The sequence below is a fragment of the Agrobacterium sp. SORGH_AS_0745 genome (genome assembly GCF_030818995.1).
In the GTDB taxonomy this organism is placed as follows: domain Bacteria; phylum Pseudomonadota; class Alphaproteobacteria; order Rhizobiales; family Rhizobiaceae; genus Agrobacterium; species Agrobacterium tumefaciens.
This window is the reverse complement of record NZ_JAUTBI010000001.1, coordinates 12,419-27,500: the sequence shown is the minus strand read 5'-3', so window position 1 is coordinate 27,500 and position 15,082 is coordinate 12,419. Positions and strand designations below refer to the sequence as shown.

20 protein-coding genes, 1 tRNA gene and 2 rRNA genes (1 of these 23 only partly in view) are annotated in these 15,082 nt (G+C 54.1%); 15 read left to right on the top strand and 8 right to left on the bottom strand.

The features are described 5' to 3' along the window. From QE432_RS00190 to QE432_RS00180, 3 genes are all read left to right on the top strand, one after another. Positions 1 to 1,745: ribosomal RNA gene (locus QE432_RS00190) — 23S ribosomal RNA — on the top strand; it begins 1,062 nt to the left of the window's first position. 221 nt (positions 1,746 to 1,966) lie between these two features. Continuing rightward, positions 1,967 to 2,081 (top strand): 5S ribosomal RNA (rrf, locus tag QE432_RS00185). A 287-nt stretch (positions 2,082 to 2,368) separates the two neighbouring features. Then, positions 2,369 to 2,445: transfer RNA gene (locus tag QE432_RS00180), tRNA-Met, on the top strand. Positions 2,446 to 2,549: 104 nt separating this feature from the next. On the opposite strand, the gene QE432_RS00175 is transcribed toward QE432_RS00180, so the two are convergent. Further along, a complete protein-coding gene (locus tag QE432_RS00175) occupies positions 2,550 to 2,765 on the bottom strand; it encodes a hypothetical protein (protein ID WP_174027884.1) in 216 nt (71 codons plus the stop codon). Positions 2,766 to 3,106: 341 nt separating this feature from the next. On the opposite strand from QE432_RS00175, the gene QE432_RS00170 reads away from it, so the two are divergent. After that, the gene (locus tag QE432_RS00170; RefSeq protein ID WP_003518941.1) at positions 3,107 to 3,229 is read left to right on the top strand and encodes a hypothetical protein; all 123 of its coding nucleotides are present in this window, start codon (positions 3,107 to 3,109) and stop codon (positions 3,227 to 3,229) included. 200 nt (positions 3,230 to 3,429) lie between these two features. On the opposite strand, the gene QE432_RS00165 is transcribed toward QE432_RS00170, so the two are convergent. The 5 genes from QE432_RS00165 to QE432_RS00145 form a co-directional block, all read right to left on the bottom strand. Continuing rightward, positions 3,430 to 4,089 (bottom strand): outer membrane protein, encoded by a 660-nt coding sequence (locus QE432_RS00165; protein ID WP_306622691.1) that lies wholly within the window; start codon positions 4,087 to 4,089, stop codon positions 3,430 to 3,432. Positions 4,090 to 4,295: 206 nt separating this feature from the next. Then, positions 4,296 to 4,679 carry an ester cyclase gene (locus QE432_RS00160; protein WP_306622688.1) on the bottom strand — a complete coding sequence of 128 codons (384 nt, stop codon included), beginning with the start codon at positions 4,677 to 4,679 and terminating at the stop codon, positions 4,296 to 4,298. A gap of 70 nt (positions 4,680 to 4,749) precedes the next feature. Beyond that, on the bottom strand, positions 4,750 to 5,370 hold the full coding sequence (locus QE432_RS00155) for a histidine phosphatase family protein (protein WP_111796713.1): 621 nt from the start codon (positions 5,368 to 5,370) through the stop codon (positions 4,750 to 4,752). Next, entirely contained in the window at positions 5,348 to 5,917 is a 570-nt protein-coding gene (locus QE432_RS00150; RefSeq protein ID WP_111796714.1) for an AAA family ATPase, read from the bottom strand. The genes QE432_RS00155 and QE432_RS00150 overlap by 23 nt, the downstream gene beginning before the upstream one ends. A gap of 122 nt (positions 5,918 to 6,039) precedes the next feature. Continuing rightward, entirely contained in the window at positions 6,040 to 6,168 is a 129-nt protein-coding gene (locus tag QE432_RS00145) for a hypothetical protein (protein ID WP_263634972.1), read from the bottom strand. Between the two features lie 190 nt (positions 6,169 to 6,358). Here QE432_RS00145 and QE432_RS00140 point away from each other — a divergent pair, with 190 nt between their 5' ends. Then, complete coding sequence (locus QE432_RS00140; protein ID WP_162633773.1) at positions 6,359 to 6,592, top strand: AbrB/MazE/SpoVT family DNA-binding domain-containing protein; 234 nt, start codon at positions 6,359 to 6,361, stop codon at positions 6,590 to 6,592. Further along, a complete protein-coding gene (locus QE432_RS00135; protein WP_111796716.1) occupies positions 6,589 to 6,993 on the top strand; it encodes a type II toxin-antitoxin system VapC family toxin in 405 nt (134 codons plus the stop codon). Before QE432_RS00140 ends, QE432_RS00135 begins: the two co-directional genes overlap by 4 nt. A gap of 81 nt (positions 6,994 to 7,074) precedes the next feature. Here the strand turns inward: QE432_RS00135 and QE432_RS00130 are convergent, their stop codons facing one another. Next, positions 7,075 to 7,395, bottom strand: a complete 321-nt coding sequence (locus tag QE432_RS00130; RefSeq protein WP_111796717.1) for a hypothetical protein — start codon at positions 7,393 to 7,395, stop codon at positions 7,075 to 7,077. A 419-nt stretch (positions 7,396 to 7,814) separates the two neighbouring features. Here QE432_RS00130 and QE432_RS00125 point away from each other — a divergent pair, with 419 nt between their 5' ends. The 6 genes from QE432_RS00125 (at position 7,815) to QE432_RS00100 (ending at position 12,614) form a co-directional block, all read left to right on the top strand. After that, on the top strand, positions 7,815 to 8,087 hold the full coding sequence (locus QE432_RS00125) for a helix-turn-helix domain-containing protein (RefSeq protein ID WP_111796718.1): 273 nt from the start codon (positions 7,815 to 7,817) through the stop codon (positions 8,085 to 8,087). Next, complete coding sequence (locus QE432_RS00120) at positions 8,084 to 8,407, top strand: HipA N-terminal domain-containing protein (RefSeq protein ID WP_236763088.1); 324 nt, start codon at positions 8,084 to 8,086, stop codon at positions 8,405 to 8,407. Before QE432_RS00125 ends, QE432_RS00120 begins: the two co-directional genes overlap by 4 nt. A 392-nt stretch (positions 8,408 to 8,799) precedes the next feature. After that, on the top strand, positions 8,800 to 10,485 hold the full coding sequence (locus tag QE432_RS00115) for an FAD/NAD(P)-binding protein (protein ID WP_306622665.1): 1,686 nt from the start codon (positions 8,800 to 8,802) through the stop codon (positions 10,483 to 10,485). A 22-nt stretch (positions 10,486 to 10,507) separates the two neighbouring features. Next, entirely contained in the window at positions 10,508 to 11,266 is a 759-nt protein-coding gene (locus tag QE432_RS00110) for an MOSC domain-containing protein (RefSeq protein ID WP_174027888.1), read from the top strand. A 435-nt stretch (positions 11,267 to 11,701) separates the two neighbouring features. Beyond that, the gene (locus QE432_RS00105; RefSeq protein WP_210251794.1) at positions 11,702 to 12,061 is read left to right on the top strand and encodes a hypothetical protein; all 360 of its coding nucleotides are present in this window, start codon (positions 11,702 to 11,704) and stop codon (positions 12,059 to 12,061) included. Positions 12,062 to 12,155: 94 nt separating this feature from the next. Further along, the gene (locus tag QE432_RS00100; protein WP_306622658.1) at positions 12,156 to 12,614 is read left to right on the top strand and encodes a hypothetical protein; all 459 of its coding nucleotides are present in this window, start codon (positions 12,156 to 12,158) and stop codon (positions 12,612 to 12,614) included. A gap of 241 nt (positions 12,615 to 12,855) precedes the next feature. Here the strand turns inward: QE432_RS00100 and QE432_RS00095 are convergent, their stop codons facing one another. Next, positions 12,856 to 13,134, bottom strand: coding sequence for a hypothetical protein (locus QE432_RS00095; RefSeq protein WP_111800605.1), 279 nt, complete (start codon positions 13,132 to 13,134; stop codon positions 12,856 to 12,858). A gap of 357 nt (positions 13,135 to 13,491) precedes the next feature. On the opposite strand from QE432_RS00095, the gene QE432_RS00090 reads away from it, so the two are divergent. The 3 genes from QE432_RS00090 to QE432_RS00080 all read left to right on the top strand — a co-directional run bounded on the left by QE432_RS00090 (position 13,492) and on the right by QE432_RS00080 (position 15,074). Beyond that, positions 13,492 to 14,130, top strand: a complete 639-nt coding sequence (locus QE432_RS00090; RefSeq protein ID WP_306622651.1) for a hypothetical protein — start codon at positions 13,492 to 13,494, stop codon at positions 14,128 to 14,130. A gap of 53 nt (positions 14,131 to 14,183) precedes the next feature. Next, the gene (locus QE432_RS00085; RefSeq protein WP_112494475.1) at positions 14,184 to 14,633 is read left to right on the top strand and encodes a hypothetical protein; all 450 of its coding nucleotides are present in this window, start codon (positions 14,184 to 14,186) and stop codon (positions 14,631 to 14,633) included. A gap of 180 nt (positions 14,634 to 14,813) precedes the next feature. Continuing rightward, positions 14,814 to 15,074 carry an MATE family efflux transporter gene (locus QE432_RS00080; protein WP_306622642.1) on the top strand — a complete coding sequence of 87 codons (261 nt, stop codon included), beginning with the start codon at positions 14,814 to 14,816 and terminating at the stop codon, positions 15,072 to 15,074. The last annotated feature ends 8 nt before the right edge of the window (positions 15,075 to 15,082 follow it).

Below are 15,082 nucleotides of genomic sequence, written 5' to 3'. Positions count from 1 at the left end.
AAAGGATGTGAGGATCCCAAAACAACCAGGATGTTGGCTTAGAAGCAGCCATCATTTAAAGAAAGCGTAACAGCTCACTGGTCTAAATAAGGGTCTTTGCGCCGAAAATGTAACGGGGCTAAAGCCATGCACCGAAGCTGAGGATGTGACAGTTGTAGTGACTGTTGCGTGGTAGCGGAGCGTTCCGTAAGTCTGTGAAGGCGGACCCGTGAGGGCTGCTGGAGATATCGGAAGTGCGAATGTTGACATGAGTAACGATAAAGGGAGTGAGAGACTCCCTCGCCGAAAGACCAAGGGTTCCTGCTTAAAGTTAATCTGAGCAGGGTTAGCCGGCCCCTAAGACGAGGCGGACACGCGTAGTCGATGGGAACCACGTTAATATTCGTGGGCCTGGTGGTAGTGACGGATCTCGTGTGTTGTACATTCTTACTGGATTGAATGTGCGGCGAAGAGGTTCCAGGAAATAGCTCCACCGTATAGACCGTACCCGAAACCGACACAGGTGGTCAGGTAGAGTATACCAAGGCGCTTGAGAGAACTATGTTGAAGGAACTCGGCAAATTGCACGCGTAACTTCGGAAGAAGCGTGACCCCATTTTACGCAAGTATGATGGGGTGGCACAGACCAGGGGGTAGCGACTGTTTATCAAAAACACAGGGCTCTGCGAAGTAGCAATACGACGTATAGGGTCTGACGCCTGCCCGGTGCTGGAAGGTTAAAGGGAGGGGTGCAAGCTCTGAACTGAAGCCCCAGTAAACGGCGGCCGTAACTATAACGGTCCTAAGGTAGCGAAATTCCTTGTCGGGTAAGTTCCGACCTGCACGAATGGCGTAACGACTTCCCCGCTGTCTCCAACATAGACTCAGTGAAATTGAATTCCCCGTGAAGATGCGGGGTTCCTGCGGTCAGACGGAAAGACCCCGTGCACCTTTACTATAGCTTTACACTGGCATTCGCCAAGGCATGTGTAGGATAGGTGGTAGGCTTTGAAGCAGGGACGCCAGTTCTTGTGGAGCCATCCTTGAAATACCACCCTTATCTTCGTGGATGTCTAACCGCGGTCCGTTATCCGGATCCGGGACAGTGTATGGTGGGTAGTTTGACTGGGGCGGTCGCCTCCGAAAGAGTAACGGAGGCGCGCGATGGTGGGCTCAGACCGGTCGGAAATCGGTCGTCGAGTGCAATGGCATAAGCCCGCCTGACTGCGAGACTGACAAGTCGAGCAGAGACGAAAGTCGGTCATAGTGATCCGGTGGTCCCGTGTGGAAGGGCCATCGCTCAACGGATAAAAGGTACGCCGGGGATAACAGGCTGATGACCCCCAAGAGTCCATATCGACGGGGTTGTTTGGCACCTCGATGTCGACTCATCGCATCCTGGGGCTGGAGCAGGTCCCAAGGGTATGGCTGTTCGCCATTTAAAGCGGTACGTGAGTTGGGTTCAGAACGTCGTGAGACAGTTCGGTCCCTATCTGCCGTGGGTGTAGGAATATTGACAGGATCTGTCCCTAGTACGAGAGGACCGGGATGGACGTATCTCTGGTGGATCTGTTGTCCTGCCAAGGGCATAGCAGAGTAGCTATATACGGAATGGATAACCGCTGAAGGCATCTAAGCGGGAAACCAACCTGAAAACGAGTGTTCCCTATCAGAGCCGTGGAAGACGACCACGTTGATAGGACGGGTGTGGAAGCATGGCAACATGTGAAGCTTACCGTTACTAATAGCTCGATCGACTTCTTCGTTCCCATTGTTCATGCTCATCAAAGACGAGCATCATCTGTTCTGTCCTGACGCGCATAGCGCTCCGGACGGGCCGCGCCACAGGGCGCGACGACCTCTGGTCTGTATGGCAAACATACGGGAAAGGTCGCAGAAAGACGTGTTAAATTAAATGAAGCGCAAGCTTCCCAGCTTCTCGAAACAACACTCATGTGAAAACATGAACTGTGTTGCGTTTTGCCGACCTGGTGGTTATCGCGGGGCGGCTGCACCCGTTCCCATTCCGAACACGGCCGTGAAACGCCCCAGCGCCAATGGTACTCCGTCTCAAGACGCGGGAGAGTAGGTCGCTGCCAGGTCTGCAAAACGCAACAAATATCTTCTCAAGCAAACTCTTCGGCCCAGCCGATACAAAGGGCCGCTCAAAGCGGCCTTTTTGCATTGCGGAACATGAAAACATAAGGAAAACGCAACGTGCGTCCCTTAAAGGAGACAAATCGCCTTCGGCAATTTGCTCCGGAACTATACATCACAGCGTCCCTGTGATGCAGTCGCGATAAATCCAATACGGATTTACGCTGGTCGCGATAAATCCATAGGGATTTACGCTGGTCGCGATAAATCCCATAGGGATTTACGCTGGTAACGCGGGGTGGAGCAGCCCGGTAGCTCGTCAGGCTCATAACCTGAAGGCCGCAGGTTCAAATCCTGCCCCCGCAACCAATATCTTCACAAAAACCCCTGGCATCAGCCGCGGAGGTTTCGCGGTATGGGCATAAGCAAAATGCTCACACAAACGGGTCCTTAATTCGCCACAACGACGGGCCTCAGTCAGCAGCTAGATATTCAACCGAGCGAAATTCTTGACTGCGCAAGTGCGCCAGGTCTTCATCCAGTTGGCTAAGTCGCATCATATGTGCGGTGATCTGTAATGAGATGATGTGCCGGTCGTCTATAGAGAAACGTGCCCACCTCTTGAGATTGTCGATGACCTCGATGAGGTCGAGACGTTCTTGTTCAAGTTTCTCCAAATTCCAGATCATCGCAGCCGGCCTCCCGATTTGACTTGCGTGAAACGTAGCATGGCCGGATCGGTATCAAACCGATAGGATTTAGTGTAAATTTTATCTAAATCGCAAGTTGCTCCAAGCTGCGGTTGGTGTGCTTAAGCAAATCCAGGGGATCCGTCAGCTAGCCACCGCGCTTGGTCGCGAATAGTGTCGTCGTCGAACGCATGGAACATGCTTGTACCGATCCAATGCCTCGAGGGAACACCCGCATCATCCGCGGAACCTTGCCGCGCGGCAACGGGAGCTCGAGGTGCGGCTGAAAGTGCCGCTTGGCACATGGATTCTCAACCAACTGCAAAAAGCCGGCGGATGGAATGGATGCGCAGATGCTGCTCCACTTACTGCGGTGTAAGCTGACGCAGATGGCGCTGCGTGATGCCGATCGTGCACTGCTTGGGGATTTGCTCAAAGGGGAAATCGTGGGTGAGGCTGGCTGATCGTTTGCTGGAGGGAGAAGGAGCGTGTCCGGTCGCGTCCGGGTCCTGGTCGGCATGTTCAGTCATTGTGGTGGCATTGCAACTGGCCAACAGGTGGCCCGTACTTGCCCACCCCTGTTTGTCGCTTCCCGCCTTCGGAAAAGGGACAAGAAAAAAGCCCGGCACAATGGCCGGGCTTTTGCTGTTGCTGTCCGGGTGAATCAGAATTTTACGCCGAGGCCGACGCGTATTGCATGCTGGTCGACATCTGCATTGATTGCAGCGCCGCCGACATCGAAATCCTTGTCGCCGAAATCGGTGTAACGATACTCAACGCGTCCGAACACCATGTCGGTAAACGCGTAGTCGAGACCAACGCCGACGGTGTAGCCGTTGAACGTTTCCTTCACGTCGGCAATGCCCGGAACTTCCGCGTAGCCGCGAGCATAGGCCCAGCCTGCGGTACCATAGACCAGGGCACGGTCAAATGCGTAGCCGACCCGGCCACGAACCGAACCCTGCCAGTCAAACCCGTAGTCAAAGCCCGTGCCAAGGATAGTGGCTGAATCATCGCCCCAGTTCTTTTCGAAGTCTGCTTCGAGGCCAACGACCCAGCTGTTGCCAAGGTCGTAGTTGAAGCCGACGAAACCACCGGCAAGAGCACCGTCGAAGTCTGCGGACGTTTGGCCGGGAAGGCCGACGATCGAAGCGTCATTGTTGTTCCAGCCGTAGCCGGCCTGGACACCGGCGGTAAACCCGGTCCAGCTGAACAGCGGCGCAACGTCTGCTGCCGGGGCTGCAGGAACTTCTGATACGGCATCGGCCGCCATTGCAGTCGATGCCGCAAGCACGAATGCAATAGTCGATACGATTTTCTTCATAGTCTCTGAACTCCCTTATATGAGAGATCATTCATATGCCTTTTTCCCGAAATATGATGTAACCTTTGTGCAACGCCCGCGACCTCAGCAGCTGTCTGCATAAATTGAGGCTGTCCGGCTTCAGCGAGCGTCTCGTGCAATCACACTCTTTCGGCTCATTTTTCTGGCGCTGGCGGGCCACAGATACCTTCGTCCGGTGAAGGCCGTCAGCCGAGCTGGCGCTCAATTGCGGCCTTGTCGATGACCGACCAGACCCTGCGGATTTTTGTCTGTTCGAAGTCGTAGAAAATATGCTCGCAGAACTGAACGCGTCGGCCATTGACCGGAAGGCCCATGAAGGTGGATTTGGGAGTGCAATCGAACGAAAGCCGGGCGCCGATCCGGGGCACGTCGCTGACAGGGATCTCTGCCTGAAACCGAAGGTCTGGAATATCAGCAAAGTCCCTGACCAACATGTCGCGATAGCCCGACAGCCCTAACGCCCGGCCGTTGTGTTCAACAGTATCGTCGACGAAAGTGCCGAGCTCATCGAAGGCCTGACGGTTGAGGCAGTCGAGATAAGCCAGGTAAATGACGTTAAGTGTATGCATGTGTCTGTCCCCTGTCGACGTGGCGAATGACGTCCTTGGCCCTTGGCTTTCTGGATCATGACGGTGCGGGTCAAGCTGTGATGAGATCGCACCTGCCATCATCCAGTCGGTACAACACATCCTGCGGAACGGGCAGTTCGAGCATTTCCAGCTTCGAAAGTCCGAGAAAAACACCCCGAAGAATCCGCCCGAACAGGCCATGGGAAATGGCGATCGTCGGATGCCGGAGATCCGAGATCCATGACGTCGCGCGCTTGCAGGCGTCTTCAAAACTTTCGCCATCCGGCGCCCTGAAATACCAGTCGAATGCGTTGGATCCTTCGAGGCGCCCAGGAAATTCGGCATCAATCTCAAATCGCGTCATCCCGTCCCAGGATCCGGTGGTGACCTCAACGAGCCTGTCATCTTCGAGATACTGGAGCGTAACCTCGGCCAGGACCCGTTCTGCTGTCTGTCGCACGCGCCCGAGCGGACTGATTTGCATCCGGAAAGACTGCTCATCGTCGCAGAGAGCGTCACGGAGCAGGCGTGCGACTTGATCTGCCTGTTCGATACCGCGCGCGGTCAGCGGCGAATCCTGTTGCCCCTGAAACCGGCCAAGACAGTTCCAGACTGTTTCGCCGTGGCGCAGGAGATAGATTGTTGGGACAGCCACGCTTGCTTCACCTCTATGTTCGTAATCGATTGCCATCGCTCGTGGCATCAATACGGAAACGTGCCGATTGCAGCGCATTGATGACCGCGTGCAAGGCCTGATCCCTGTCCTTGCCCGACAACGATAGTAGGTTGTGCTCGAAAGCCCCGAGATTTTCGAACTGGGCATGAAGATCGGCCACGACCAGCGGATCGTGGAGGCTGTCGCCGCCGCGAGTCTGACAGCGTTCGATTGCTTCTGTTACTGTCGTGCGCAGCACGATGTAGTGCAGCGGGCATGCAAGCGCCAGGAAGGCCGGGAGCCAGTCCGGTCGCACGACGCCATCGAGAATGACGAAATAACCCGCCTCGGCATAGCGACCTGCGACATCGGCGGCGATCTGCATGATCATGCGGTTCTGCTGATGGGATTGCGGTAGCCATGGATCGATGCGGCCATGCTTGATATAACCCCATAGGTCATCGCTGTGAAAATGCACTTTTGGAACCCCGGGCAAGTGCGCCAGCGTTTCGGCGATTGTGGACTTGCCGGAGCCGGGGTGGCCGGACAGAAGCAGGATATGGCCGCCGAGATCGTCTGTCATGTTCCGTCACTAACCACTGGCATACATGAACCCGCCGATACGACGGTCATTGGCCCAAGTAGCCACCCTGTCATTCTACGTCCTGGCCGATAGGCGGGTGAAGAGCTGCCGCCTGAGCTGTCCTATCTGGCAAAGCTTACCACGAGATAGGCGGACGCCAGAAGCAGGGTGACGATTGTAAAGAATATCAGACCTGCCGCCAGTTCATCGAACCGGCCGTCGCGTTCATTGCGGTCCCAGTCGTAAGCCATAGCCAACCTCCATCCTTGCTGTGAGAGAAGGGTGGTCCGGTATGGTTAATGGAATGCTAATAGTCGAAGGCTGAATGTTGCCGGTATGATTTGGTGGCTGGGCCCTGGTGACTGATTTCATCGCGAGATTGGTTGAAACAAAGGTACAGAAGTAATACCATTGGTTTCGACGGTATTACGGGAGTTTGACATGACAACAACGGTAACGGCCAAAGGGCAGGTCACCATTCCAAAAGCTGTACGCGAGCTTTTGGGGATTTCACCAGGAAGCTCGGTCGATTTTGTTCGAGCCCCCGATGGAAGGATAGTTCTCGTCAGGGCGGACAAGAAACAGCCACTCACGCGTTTCGCCAAGCTGCGCGGCCATGCCGGTGAAGGTCTGGGTACCGACGCGATTCTGGCTCTGACCCGTGGTGACGAGTGACGCTTGTCGATACAAATGTCCTGCTTGATCTCGTGACGGACGACCGGGTTTGGGCCGACTGGTCGATTGAGCAGCTCGAGCTGGCGAGCGTTTCGGGTCCGCTGTTTATCAATGACGTCGTCTACGCGGAACTATCTATTCGATATGAGCGGATAGAGGCTCTTGATGCTTTTGTCGATCAGGCGGGGTTGAAGTTCACCCCTTTCCCTCGCGCTGCGTTATTTTTGGCGGGTAAGGCCTTTGCCAGATATCGACGCGGCGGCGGTACCCGTACCGGTGTTTTGCCTGACTTTTTCATCGGAGCCCACGCGGCAATACAAAACCTTCCCTTGTTGACGCGAGATGTGGCTCGTTACCGATCATATTTTCCCACGGTCACTCTGATTTCACCTGGAGCTTAGGCCTGCGCCGCTCTGATCCGGCACCGGTTTCGGGGTCGGTATGGCTCTGATGGGCCGCCCAGGCGATAGCTACAAGGGCTTTCAACTGGATGGCTTAACAATGCTGATGTCGGTTTTGCTATCGAGGACGATATGCAGGTCGCGGATCATGCCTGCCGCGAGCAGCAGAGCGTTTCGGATCTCTTCATCGCTGCGCCACCCGAGCTCGATGGAGAGGGTAACGGTTTGGATCTCGAGGAGGCGGTCAAGACCGGGGCCGGGTGGAATTCCGATTGTTTCGCGCATGTCCCGGATCGTTGTAACGGCCCGTTCGAGCACACGCCGCTTCTGATAGTCGTCGAGGTGATCGAGCCTGTTGGCGTCGCGGACAAGTTCGGCAATGAAACTGTTGGTCAGGGTCATTGTGTGAGGTTGCCGGGTCGGCTGAAGGGCGTCAACACAAGACCGGCAGCGTGGGCTTCAGCTTGCGGTTTTAGGTGTTGCTGTGATCACGGTGCATCAGGGCAGAACCTGCGGAGAAATGGATTGTGCGACAATGAAGTTTATATATTGCCGATAAATATCATATATTTATGTAATAAACCGCATGTAAAAAGTGAAGACTATGGTAAGTACTGTTTCAGCAATTTGTCGAACAATCGTGATGAAACATAGTCGTCTCAAACGAAGAAAAAGGCCCTTGCTCCTGGCGGGGGCAATCCCTCACATTCCCGATCAGGATGATTTGGTGCGATCAAGTGAAAAACTTACCGATCGGGAAGTGATGCGTCGATTTTTTGTGAAAACTTCCTGTACGGTAAGTCAAGAGATGGAGGTTGACGATGTTCAGGTCCGCATGCGATTTCGGAGCTGCTATCAGGGAGAAACGCAAATCTCTTGGCTGGACGCAAACCATGCTTGCTGCCCGTTCCGGAACGGGTGAACGCTTCATCGTCGAGCTTGAATCGGGCAAGCCGAGTTGCCAGCTCGAAAAAGCCCTGATCGTCGCGCGCACCGTCGGCATCGAGATCGGCGATCTCAACACGGTCCAGACTGTGCAAGCCGCGCCGGACGGTGACCTCGGCTTTTTGCCGATATTTGGTGTTGATCGATGACAACTATTTACTATGAGACCTTGCCTGTCGCCCATCTCACTTTTGATGGCGAATGGACGTTGGACTACGATCCGGGCTGGGAAGCACGCCGCACGGCTTCTCCGGTGTCGCTCACCATGCCGCTGCGCTCGGGGTCCGTGAGTGCCGCGAAGCTGCTGCCCTGGCTTGCCAATCTGCTTCCGGAAACACATCTTGCCGAGATCGGCCAGCGCCTCAAGGTTTCTCCGCAGGACATTGTCGGTCTGCTTGGTTATATCGGACGTGACACGGCGGGGGCGCTCTCGATCGGCGAACCGCGGAAAGCGGGTGTCAACATTTAGCCCGTGCCGGATGAGCAGGCTCTGGAGCCTATTCTCGATGAACTTCCTGCCAAACCTTTTCTGGTCGGTGAGCGCGGTGTTTCCATGTCGCTTGCGGGCGTCCAGGAGAAGTGCGTGCATGCCGCGACGTGAAGGGGAAGAAGCTTTATTCGAGATGTTTTTACCGCGAAGTGCTTTTTAGGAAGCAGTTCTATGATGACATCGTGTTTCGTCACGCACATGTGCCAAAGCGATAGTGAACCGGTTCATTACCGCGCGCGTCGGGCCGTCCGAAAAGCTTGTTTACGGGCATCTTTGTCACAGACCGTACGAAACGGAACGCTGCGGGAACGCGACGCCCGTCTCGCCGTTATGACCTACTGCTGTAATAGATGGCATTGGAGTACGTGCGTATGGGCAGTCGAGTTTGCATCATTGGGTCAGGTCCCACCGGTATTTTCACACTTCAGCGTCTGGTTCAGTCTCCCGCACCACTCTCCATCACCGTTTACGAAGCCGAAATGCTGGCCGGAAAGGGGACGCCCTATCTTCCCGGCGCCAACGATCCGGTAATGCTGTCCAATATCCCCAGCATTGAAATACCTTCAATGCCCATGTCGCTGATCAACTGGCTGTACAGCCAGAGTGACGACTATCTGAGCCGCTTCTCCATTGTGCGATCTGGAATCAATGAGCGCGAATTTTATCCACGGCTCGTTCTGGGCGATTATTTTCACACACAATTCACAGCCATTGTGAGAGACGCGAGGAACCGCGGGCATGAGGTCGATGTGTGCCCCGGCCATTGTGTCAGGGATATCGTTCTCGGTATCGATCAGATCCGCGTCAGCGTCGATACGAATGATGGCAGTTTTGACGCCATTTTCGACCACGTCGTGATGGCGACCGGCCACAACTGGCCAGATAAAACCGAGGTGAGACCCGGTTATTTTGCGTCTCCATGGCCGGCGGCAGCTCTTAAGGCTGCCTGCCACGGTCGGCTTGGTATATTGGGAACGTCTCTGAGCGGCATCGATGCCCTGTTAACCGTCGCGGTATCGTGCGGTTCATTTATCCATGATGACGCGGGAATATTGCAGTTTCACGCTGCCACCGGCCACGAGAATTTCTCGGCCGTGATGATGTCGCGCAAGGGGTTGTTGCCGGAGGCTGACTTCTACGGCCCGCTTCCATATTCAATGCCAAATGTGTGCACGCAGGAGGCCGTGGATAAGGAGATTGGACGAGGACCGGTTGGTTTGCTCGACAGGGTTTTTGAACTTTTTCGCCGTGAAATCGCAACTGCTGATCCCGACTACGCCTCTGAGATAGGCTTGAGCAGCCTTACCGTCGATAGTTTCGCGGAAGCTTATTATGGGCGCCGGTCAGCCACTGATCCATTCGCCTGGGCAGCAGCGAACCTTGCGGAAGTCGAGCATAATGCCCGGGAACGTTTCACGGTACCTTGGCGCTACGCCATTTTGATGACACACGAAATTATCGCGCGGGCGATCCCACATTTGGACACACAGGATCTGGGCCGGTTTAACAAGTCGTTCAAAAGTGTCTTCATTGATGACTATGCGACAGTTCCGCATTTGTCGATCAAGCGTCTTCTTGCACTACGGAATGCCGGCCGGCTCGAGATTATGCGGCTCGGCGACGATTATTCCATCGATACTGATGGTCTTTCGCGCGGGGCGGGGGTGCGGATGAGGGATGCCGAAGAGATATTCGACAGCTTTATCGATGCCACTGGCCAGACTGCCCTCTCCGCCCGGGACCTGCCTTTCCCTTCGCTGCGGCGCGGGACTGTGAAACCAGCAATGACAGTGGAGTCCGGGACTCCACTAGCTATTGAAGAGAACGACCCAATTGTCAGAAGAACCGGTGGTATAGCGGTGGATGAAAGTTACCGTCCGCTCGATACGGGCCTGCTGTCGAACCGCCTTTACTGTGTGGCCATTCCCTTTTTGTTGCACAAGCATCCGTTCGTTCAGGGCATAACAAGCGCAGCGGAACTGGGCGAGACCGCTGCGGAGGCCATTTTGGAAGACCTGAGCAAAACCGCATTTCCGTCGATACTTTTAACGGCCTGACAGTAGCAGACGGGAAGTGATGATGACTGAGCGCATTCGACCAATGCCGGCAATCGGGAAAATCGTAGAAATATGGCGATACCCAGTGAGCTCGCTCGGCGGGGAAATATGCCATGAGGCCGACATCAGTCTGAATGGCATCACGGGAGATAGGCGTTTCGGCCTCTTTGATCCCGTGTCCGGCGTAGTCGCTGCGCCGGAAAAAGACGCTCGTTGGCGCCCGGCGCTTTTTCTTAAGAGCGCCATGGATGAGAATGGCGTTCGTATTGGGTTTCCGAACAGACGATGGCTATACCTCGAAGATTCTCAATTGCCGCAGGCGCTGTCAGCGCATTTCGGATTTGAAGTGGCGATCGGCAGTTATGCCGCGGCGGATCCTCTGGCACCCTCTGTTCCGCAAATCAGAAATCGCTATTCGGTATCGCCCCTGCATTTAGTGACTACCTCCTCGTTGTGCGAACTTCAGCGGATGACGCCACAAAGCACTATCGACCGGCTGCGTTTTCGTCCCAACATCCTACTTGAAACGCGAGACATGTCCGGCTTTTCAGAATTTGGCTGGATCGGCGACGCCATCGGTTTCGGCACAGTTGAGGTCACGGTGACGGAAACGACAAAACGCTGTGGCATGACACTTATCGCCCAGCCGGAACTGAAGGAGCAGCCTGAAATCCTCCGAACGATGCTGAGAAACACCAGTCGCGCGCTTGGCATTTATTGTGAGCCCAGGACAACAGGCCGTATTGAGATCGGCACTACCGGGAAAAAACACGTCGGGTAGCCAGTTGTCTGCAGTGAGATGCGTCACCGCTTTCGCAGGGGTTATTTAAGTGTACCTCTCGGCAGGTATGCCAAAGCGCGTGCCGACCAACGCAACAATTAAGACTGCTTATTATTGAGGGCTTGAGAGATGTAATCTCTTTCCCGACGAAGGCAGGTGGTATTTCGTGTTCCCCACTGCTGCGCAAAAAGGGATGAGAATCGTGAAGAATGCTATCAGCTTAGCCGTCTTTTTTGCTTTGACTGTATCATCGTAATCAAGCCAGACGAAAGAGCCGAAATTCTCGACCCGTTTGATTATATCCGTTGATGAGCCGTTTAATAAAGAAGGTGGGGCGGTAATTATATCTGGTCGTCAGGTTTCAGATGATAATGGCGCGCCCTAGCTGCAGATTCGGCACCTGGGGAGGCAAGCGAAAAGGCGTTCCATATAAGCGTGTCGTCGCCTGCCTCTATCGTGGATTTTGTTTACCCTGAGAGCGGAACCTACAGTTTTAAGTTTCAATCTCCTCCTGGCAGCAACGCCGCGCCCCTTAAAACTCGGGAGGTTTTAACAGGCAGCGCTGAGGTGGCCGATCCGGAAACCAAAGAGCAGGTGAGTTGGCCATCGATGAGCGTCATTTATGTTGAAGGTGCCACCTATAATGAGGGATGGGCGCGGATATTCGCTTCAACTTTCGATCTGGCTTTCAATAGCGAGGATAAATCTGCCGTTTCTATCGAGCGTTTCCCTGCGGGCCGTGTTTTATCGTTATCCTGGAGCGCGATTGTAGCGTTTGTGAGGGATTCCAAATGAGCCAGTTGCTCCCGGTAGCGCTGTCATTTCGTCTCAATAGGAGAGATATCGGTCTGGGTGGTATTGGCTTCCACGGCGATTGAAGAGGATTCTCGTGATTTTGGACTTCATTGGGAAAGATTGCACGCTCGACCATCAGGCCATCCAAAACAGGAATTTCGCGGCGAGGATTTACCCCGAATTTCCAAGCGAGGAGGAAATCGCTCTCGTCGCCGCGCGTATCGGTAGTAACGAGATTGATTTCGCTGCTTACGAGTTCGGTCAGCCTCCGTGCCAATTTTCACCGCAACCGGTCGGGTTGGTGCTTGATGCGCTGTTTGAAAATTCGCCCTATAACCTTCTGATCCATTTTTCAGGTCATGATCTCTGGATCTGGGCGCCGGAGGATCACGAATACCTCGTTGTCTTTGGTGATACCAATTTGGTCCAGGCGATAGAACGAAGTGACATATTCTCCTACAGCTTTGCTGAATATCTGGGCAGTGGTGGTTTGTCGCAAGCGACAGTCACGCATCTTCGCGGCGTAGCATCGAACTATACGATCGGGGAATAGCGGGCGAGCCCGCTGATGGCGGATCATGGATGTGCTGGAAGGGTCCGGGAATGTGTTCGCTGGCCGGCACAAGGGTAGCCAAAGCACCACATTTTCACGACGACACCTAACTATATGATCGTGTTGTGCCTGGAAGCAGATTCTAGATGTTCGACCAGCATGAGCTGTTCTGCAAGGAGCAACGCCTCGGGAGAAGAAAACTCTTTCGCTATTCCGCTGACATAGAAGGTCGGCGCTTTGGTTAAAGCAGATCGACTATCATCATAGCCCAAAAAAAGACGAGCATGGCGATGCAGGCCGGGCGGAAGAGATAAAATCGCTGCCAGTTCGTGAGGCGGAGGTCGTTGTAGTGCATGGATCTGTCAAGTTTGACGTGATCCATTTCGCTGTCGACAGAAAAATCACCACCATTCTTCTTGTAGAAATTATACTCCCGAACCTGCGCGATAATCTGTTGCACAGCCAGAAGGCCAACCGCGATAAGAGCCGCAGAAAAAATGACGATCTCAAGTATCAGCAAGCTTTTCTCCTGTGCGATCGGTTGAAACGGCGACGTATCCGAGTTTGAATCAAATCGTGGGAGACGAAGTGCCAAACCGCTTCAATGGATGCAATTGTCTTTAAAAACTACGCAATTTCGATTTTTTCGTCCAGTATCTGACAATGATGTGGCGCGATATTTCGGACAGGCGGAAAGTGGGCTTCCCACGAGCTTGATGCGGACACAGGGATAAACTGTCATGTGAGGTCGCATATTAGAGCATCGGATTGCGCCGGAAGTAGGTAGACGGAAATATAAAAACCAAAGATCTGAAAATTTTGTCGAGGAAGACGAGAAAATCGAGATGATGTCGGCAGAAATAGAAATGAGTTTAGCATGATTGGCGTGTTTGTTAGACTAATAATTCTTGCGGTTGCATTGCCTGTTTTCTCGGAGACGTCCGGGGCGGCGGCGAATGCTGAGGTAATAAAGCCAGTAAAAACTCAGGTCACGATAATTGTCGATAATGCTGTGCTTCAAACCGGCGGAACGGTTCTCGTGGTGCCCCAAAAGGTCTCCCGGGACGTCTGGGATAGACTGCCCAAGCGACCGGAGAATTCCCTGCTTCGGAATAATCCGAAATCTCGGGTGATCGAGGACGGGGATAAATTGCTGGAGGTGACGGTCTCCAGCAAGGTTTCCGTTGTCGAGTTCGACTATCCAGCCGATGGGACTTACGGGTTTAATCTGGTTCCCGGCGATAACACTAGGCCGTCCGCCCTGCGCACGAAGCGCATTTTGGTGGGCAGCGGATATTATACCGATCACAAGACAGGAACACGGGTGGACTGGCGCGAAGTTTCAACGATCCACATCTATGGGCCGGACGTTGATGAGAGTTTTAGCCGATCGGTCAGGATCTCATCCAACGAAATAATGAATATTGGCGCCGCCAAAATCGCGGGTGAGGGATTTGTCGTACATCGGCTCAGTGATAGGCAGATAGACCGTGCGGTGATCAAAGAGCCGAACTAAAGCGAATATGTCTATATTACCAATATCCGTTAGGCCGTCGACATGAGTCAACGATGCAATCCGATCGTTATGGAATAGACAAGGAATTCTGCCGCAGGAACGGTTGGAGGATCTTCTTTGGGGTGGATTGGCTGGATGACGCCGAATTTGAAGCCTTCAAGGCATTTTTCGGCTCGCGTCAATTGTTCGTCTCAAGCGGGGATAAACCAATTGAGCAATCGCCCGCCTCCTCGTTTTCCGAGGCTGTGAAACTGGAAAGTGAATTTGTGGATAGCGACAAGTATATTCTCTCACCGAATGACGCGTTGGTTTATGTAAGTGATGATCGCGATGTTTACCTCGTTGCCGCATCGAGCGAGCGTATTGCAACGTTGATCACCGAAATATCAGCCCGCGGCGGGAAAACATATTCTTCCCTCGTGCGCAGCGGCACAGTCGAACCTAAGAGGCAGGTCAGGGCTTTATTCGACTATTGGGCAGATCTGAATTTCGAGAGTGCCTGAATAGCCGGCTACGCAATTTCGAGATTAAGATCCCGGTGTATTCGCCCGGCATGTGCGCTCGGTTCAATTGTTGAAGCGGTTCGCGGTCTCAACGCATACGCGGTGCGCCGCAGCATTCTCTTTTCGCAAAGATGCCCGGGACACCTCTAGGTCGGTGAGGGGAATACCCGCATACTCCGTGTGAAAGAGCCATTGGCCGCAGACGGAGACCCAATCGAGCGGGGTTCTGACCTGCTCCTGCCAATCATGGCGATCGCGATGGCGATGCAGAGCATCGTCGGCAACAATGTTGGAGCGCGGCTTTACTCCCGCTCGGATGCGGTCCTGCGGATCGCTGCCGCAACAACATTGCTCTATTGTCTTGCCGTGGAGGTTTTGTTGCTGTGCCAAGGCACAGTCGTCGGAGCAGCCTTTGTCGCAGATCCGGATGTGATCGGTTAGGTCGGCCG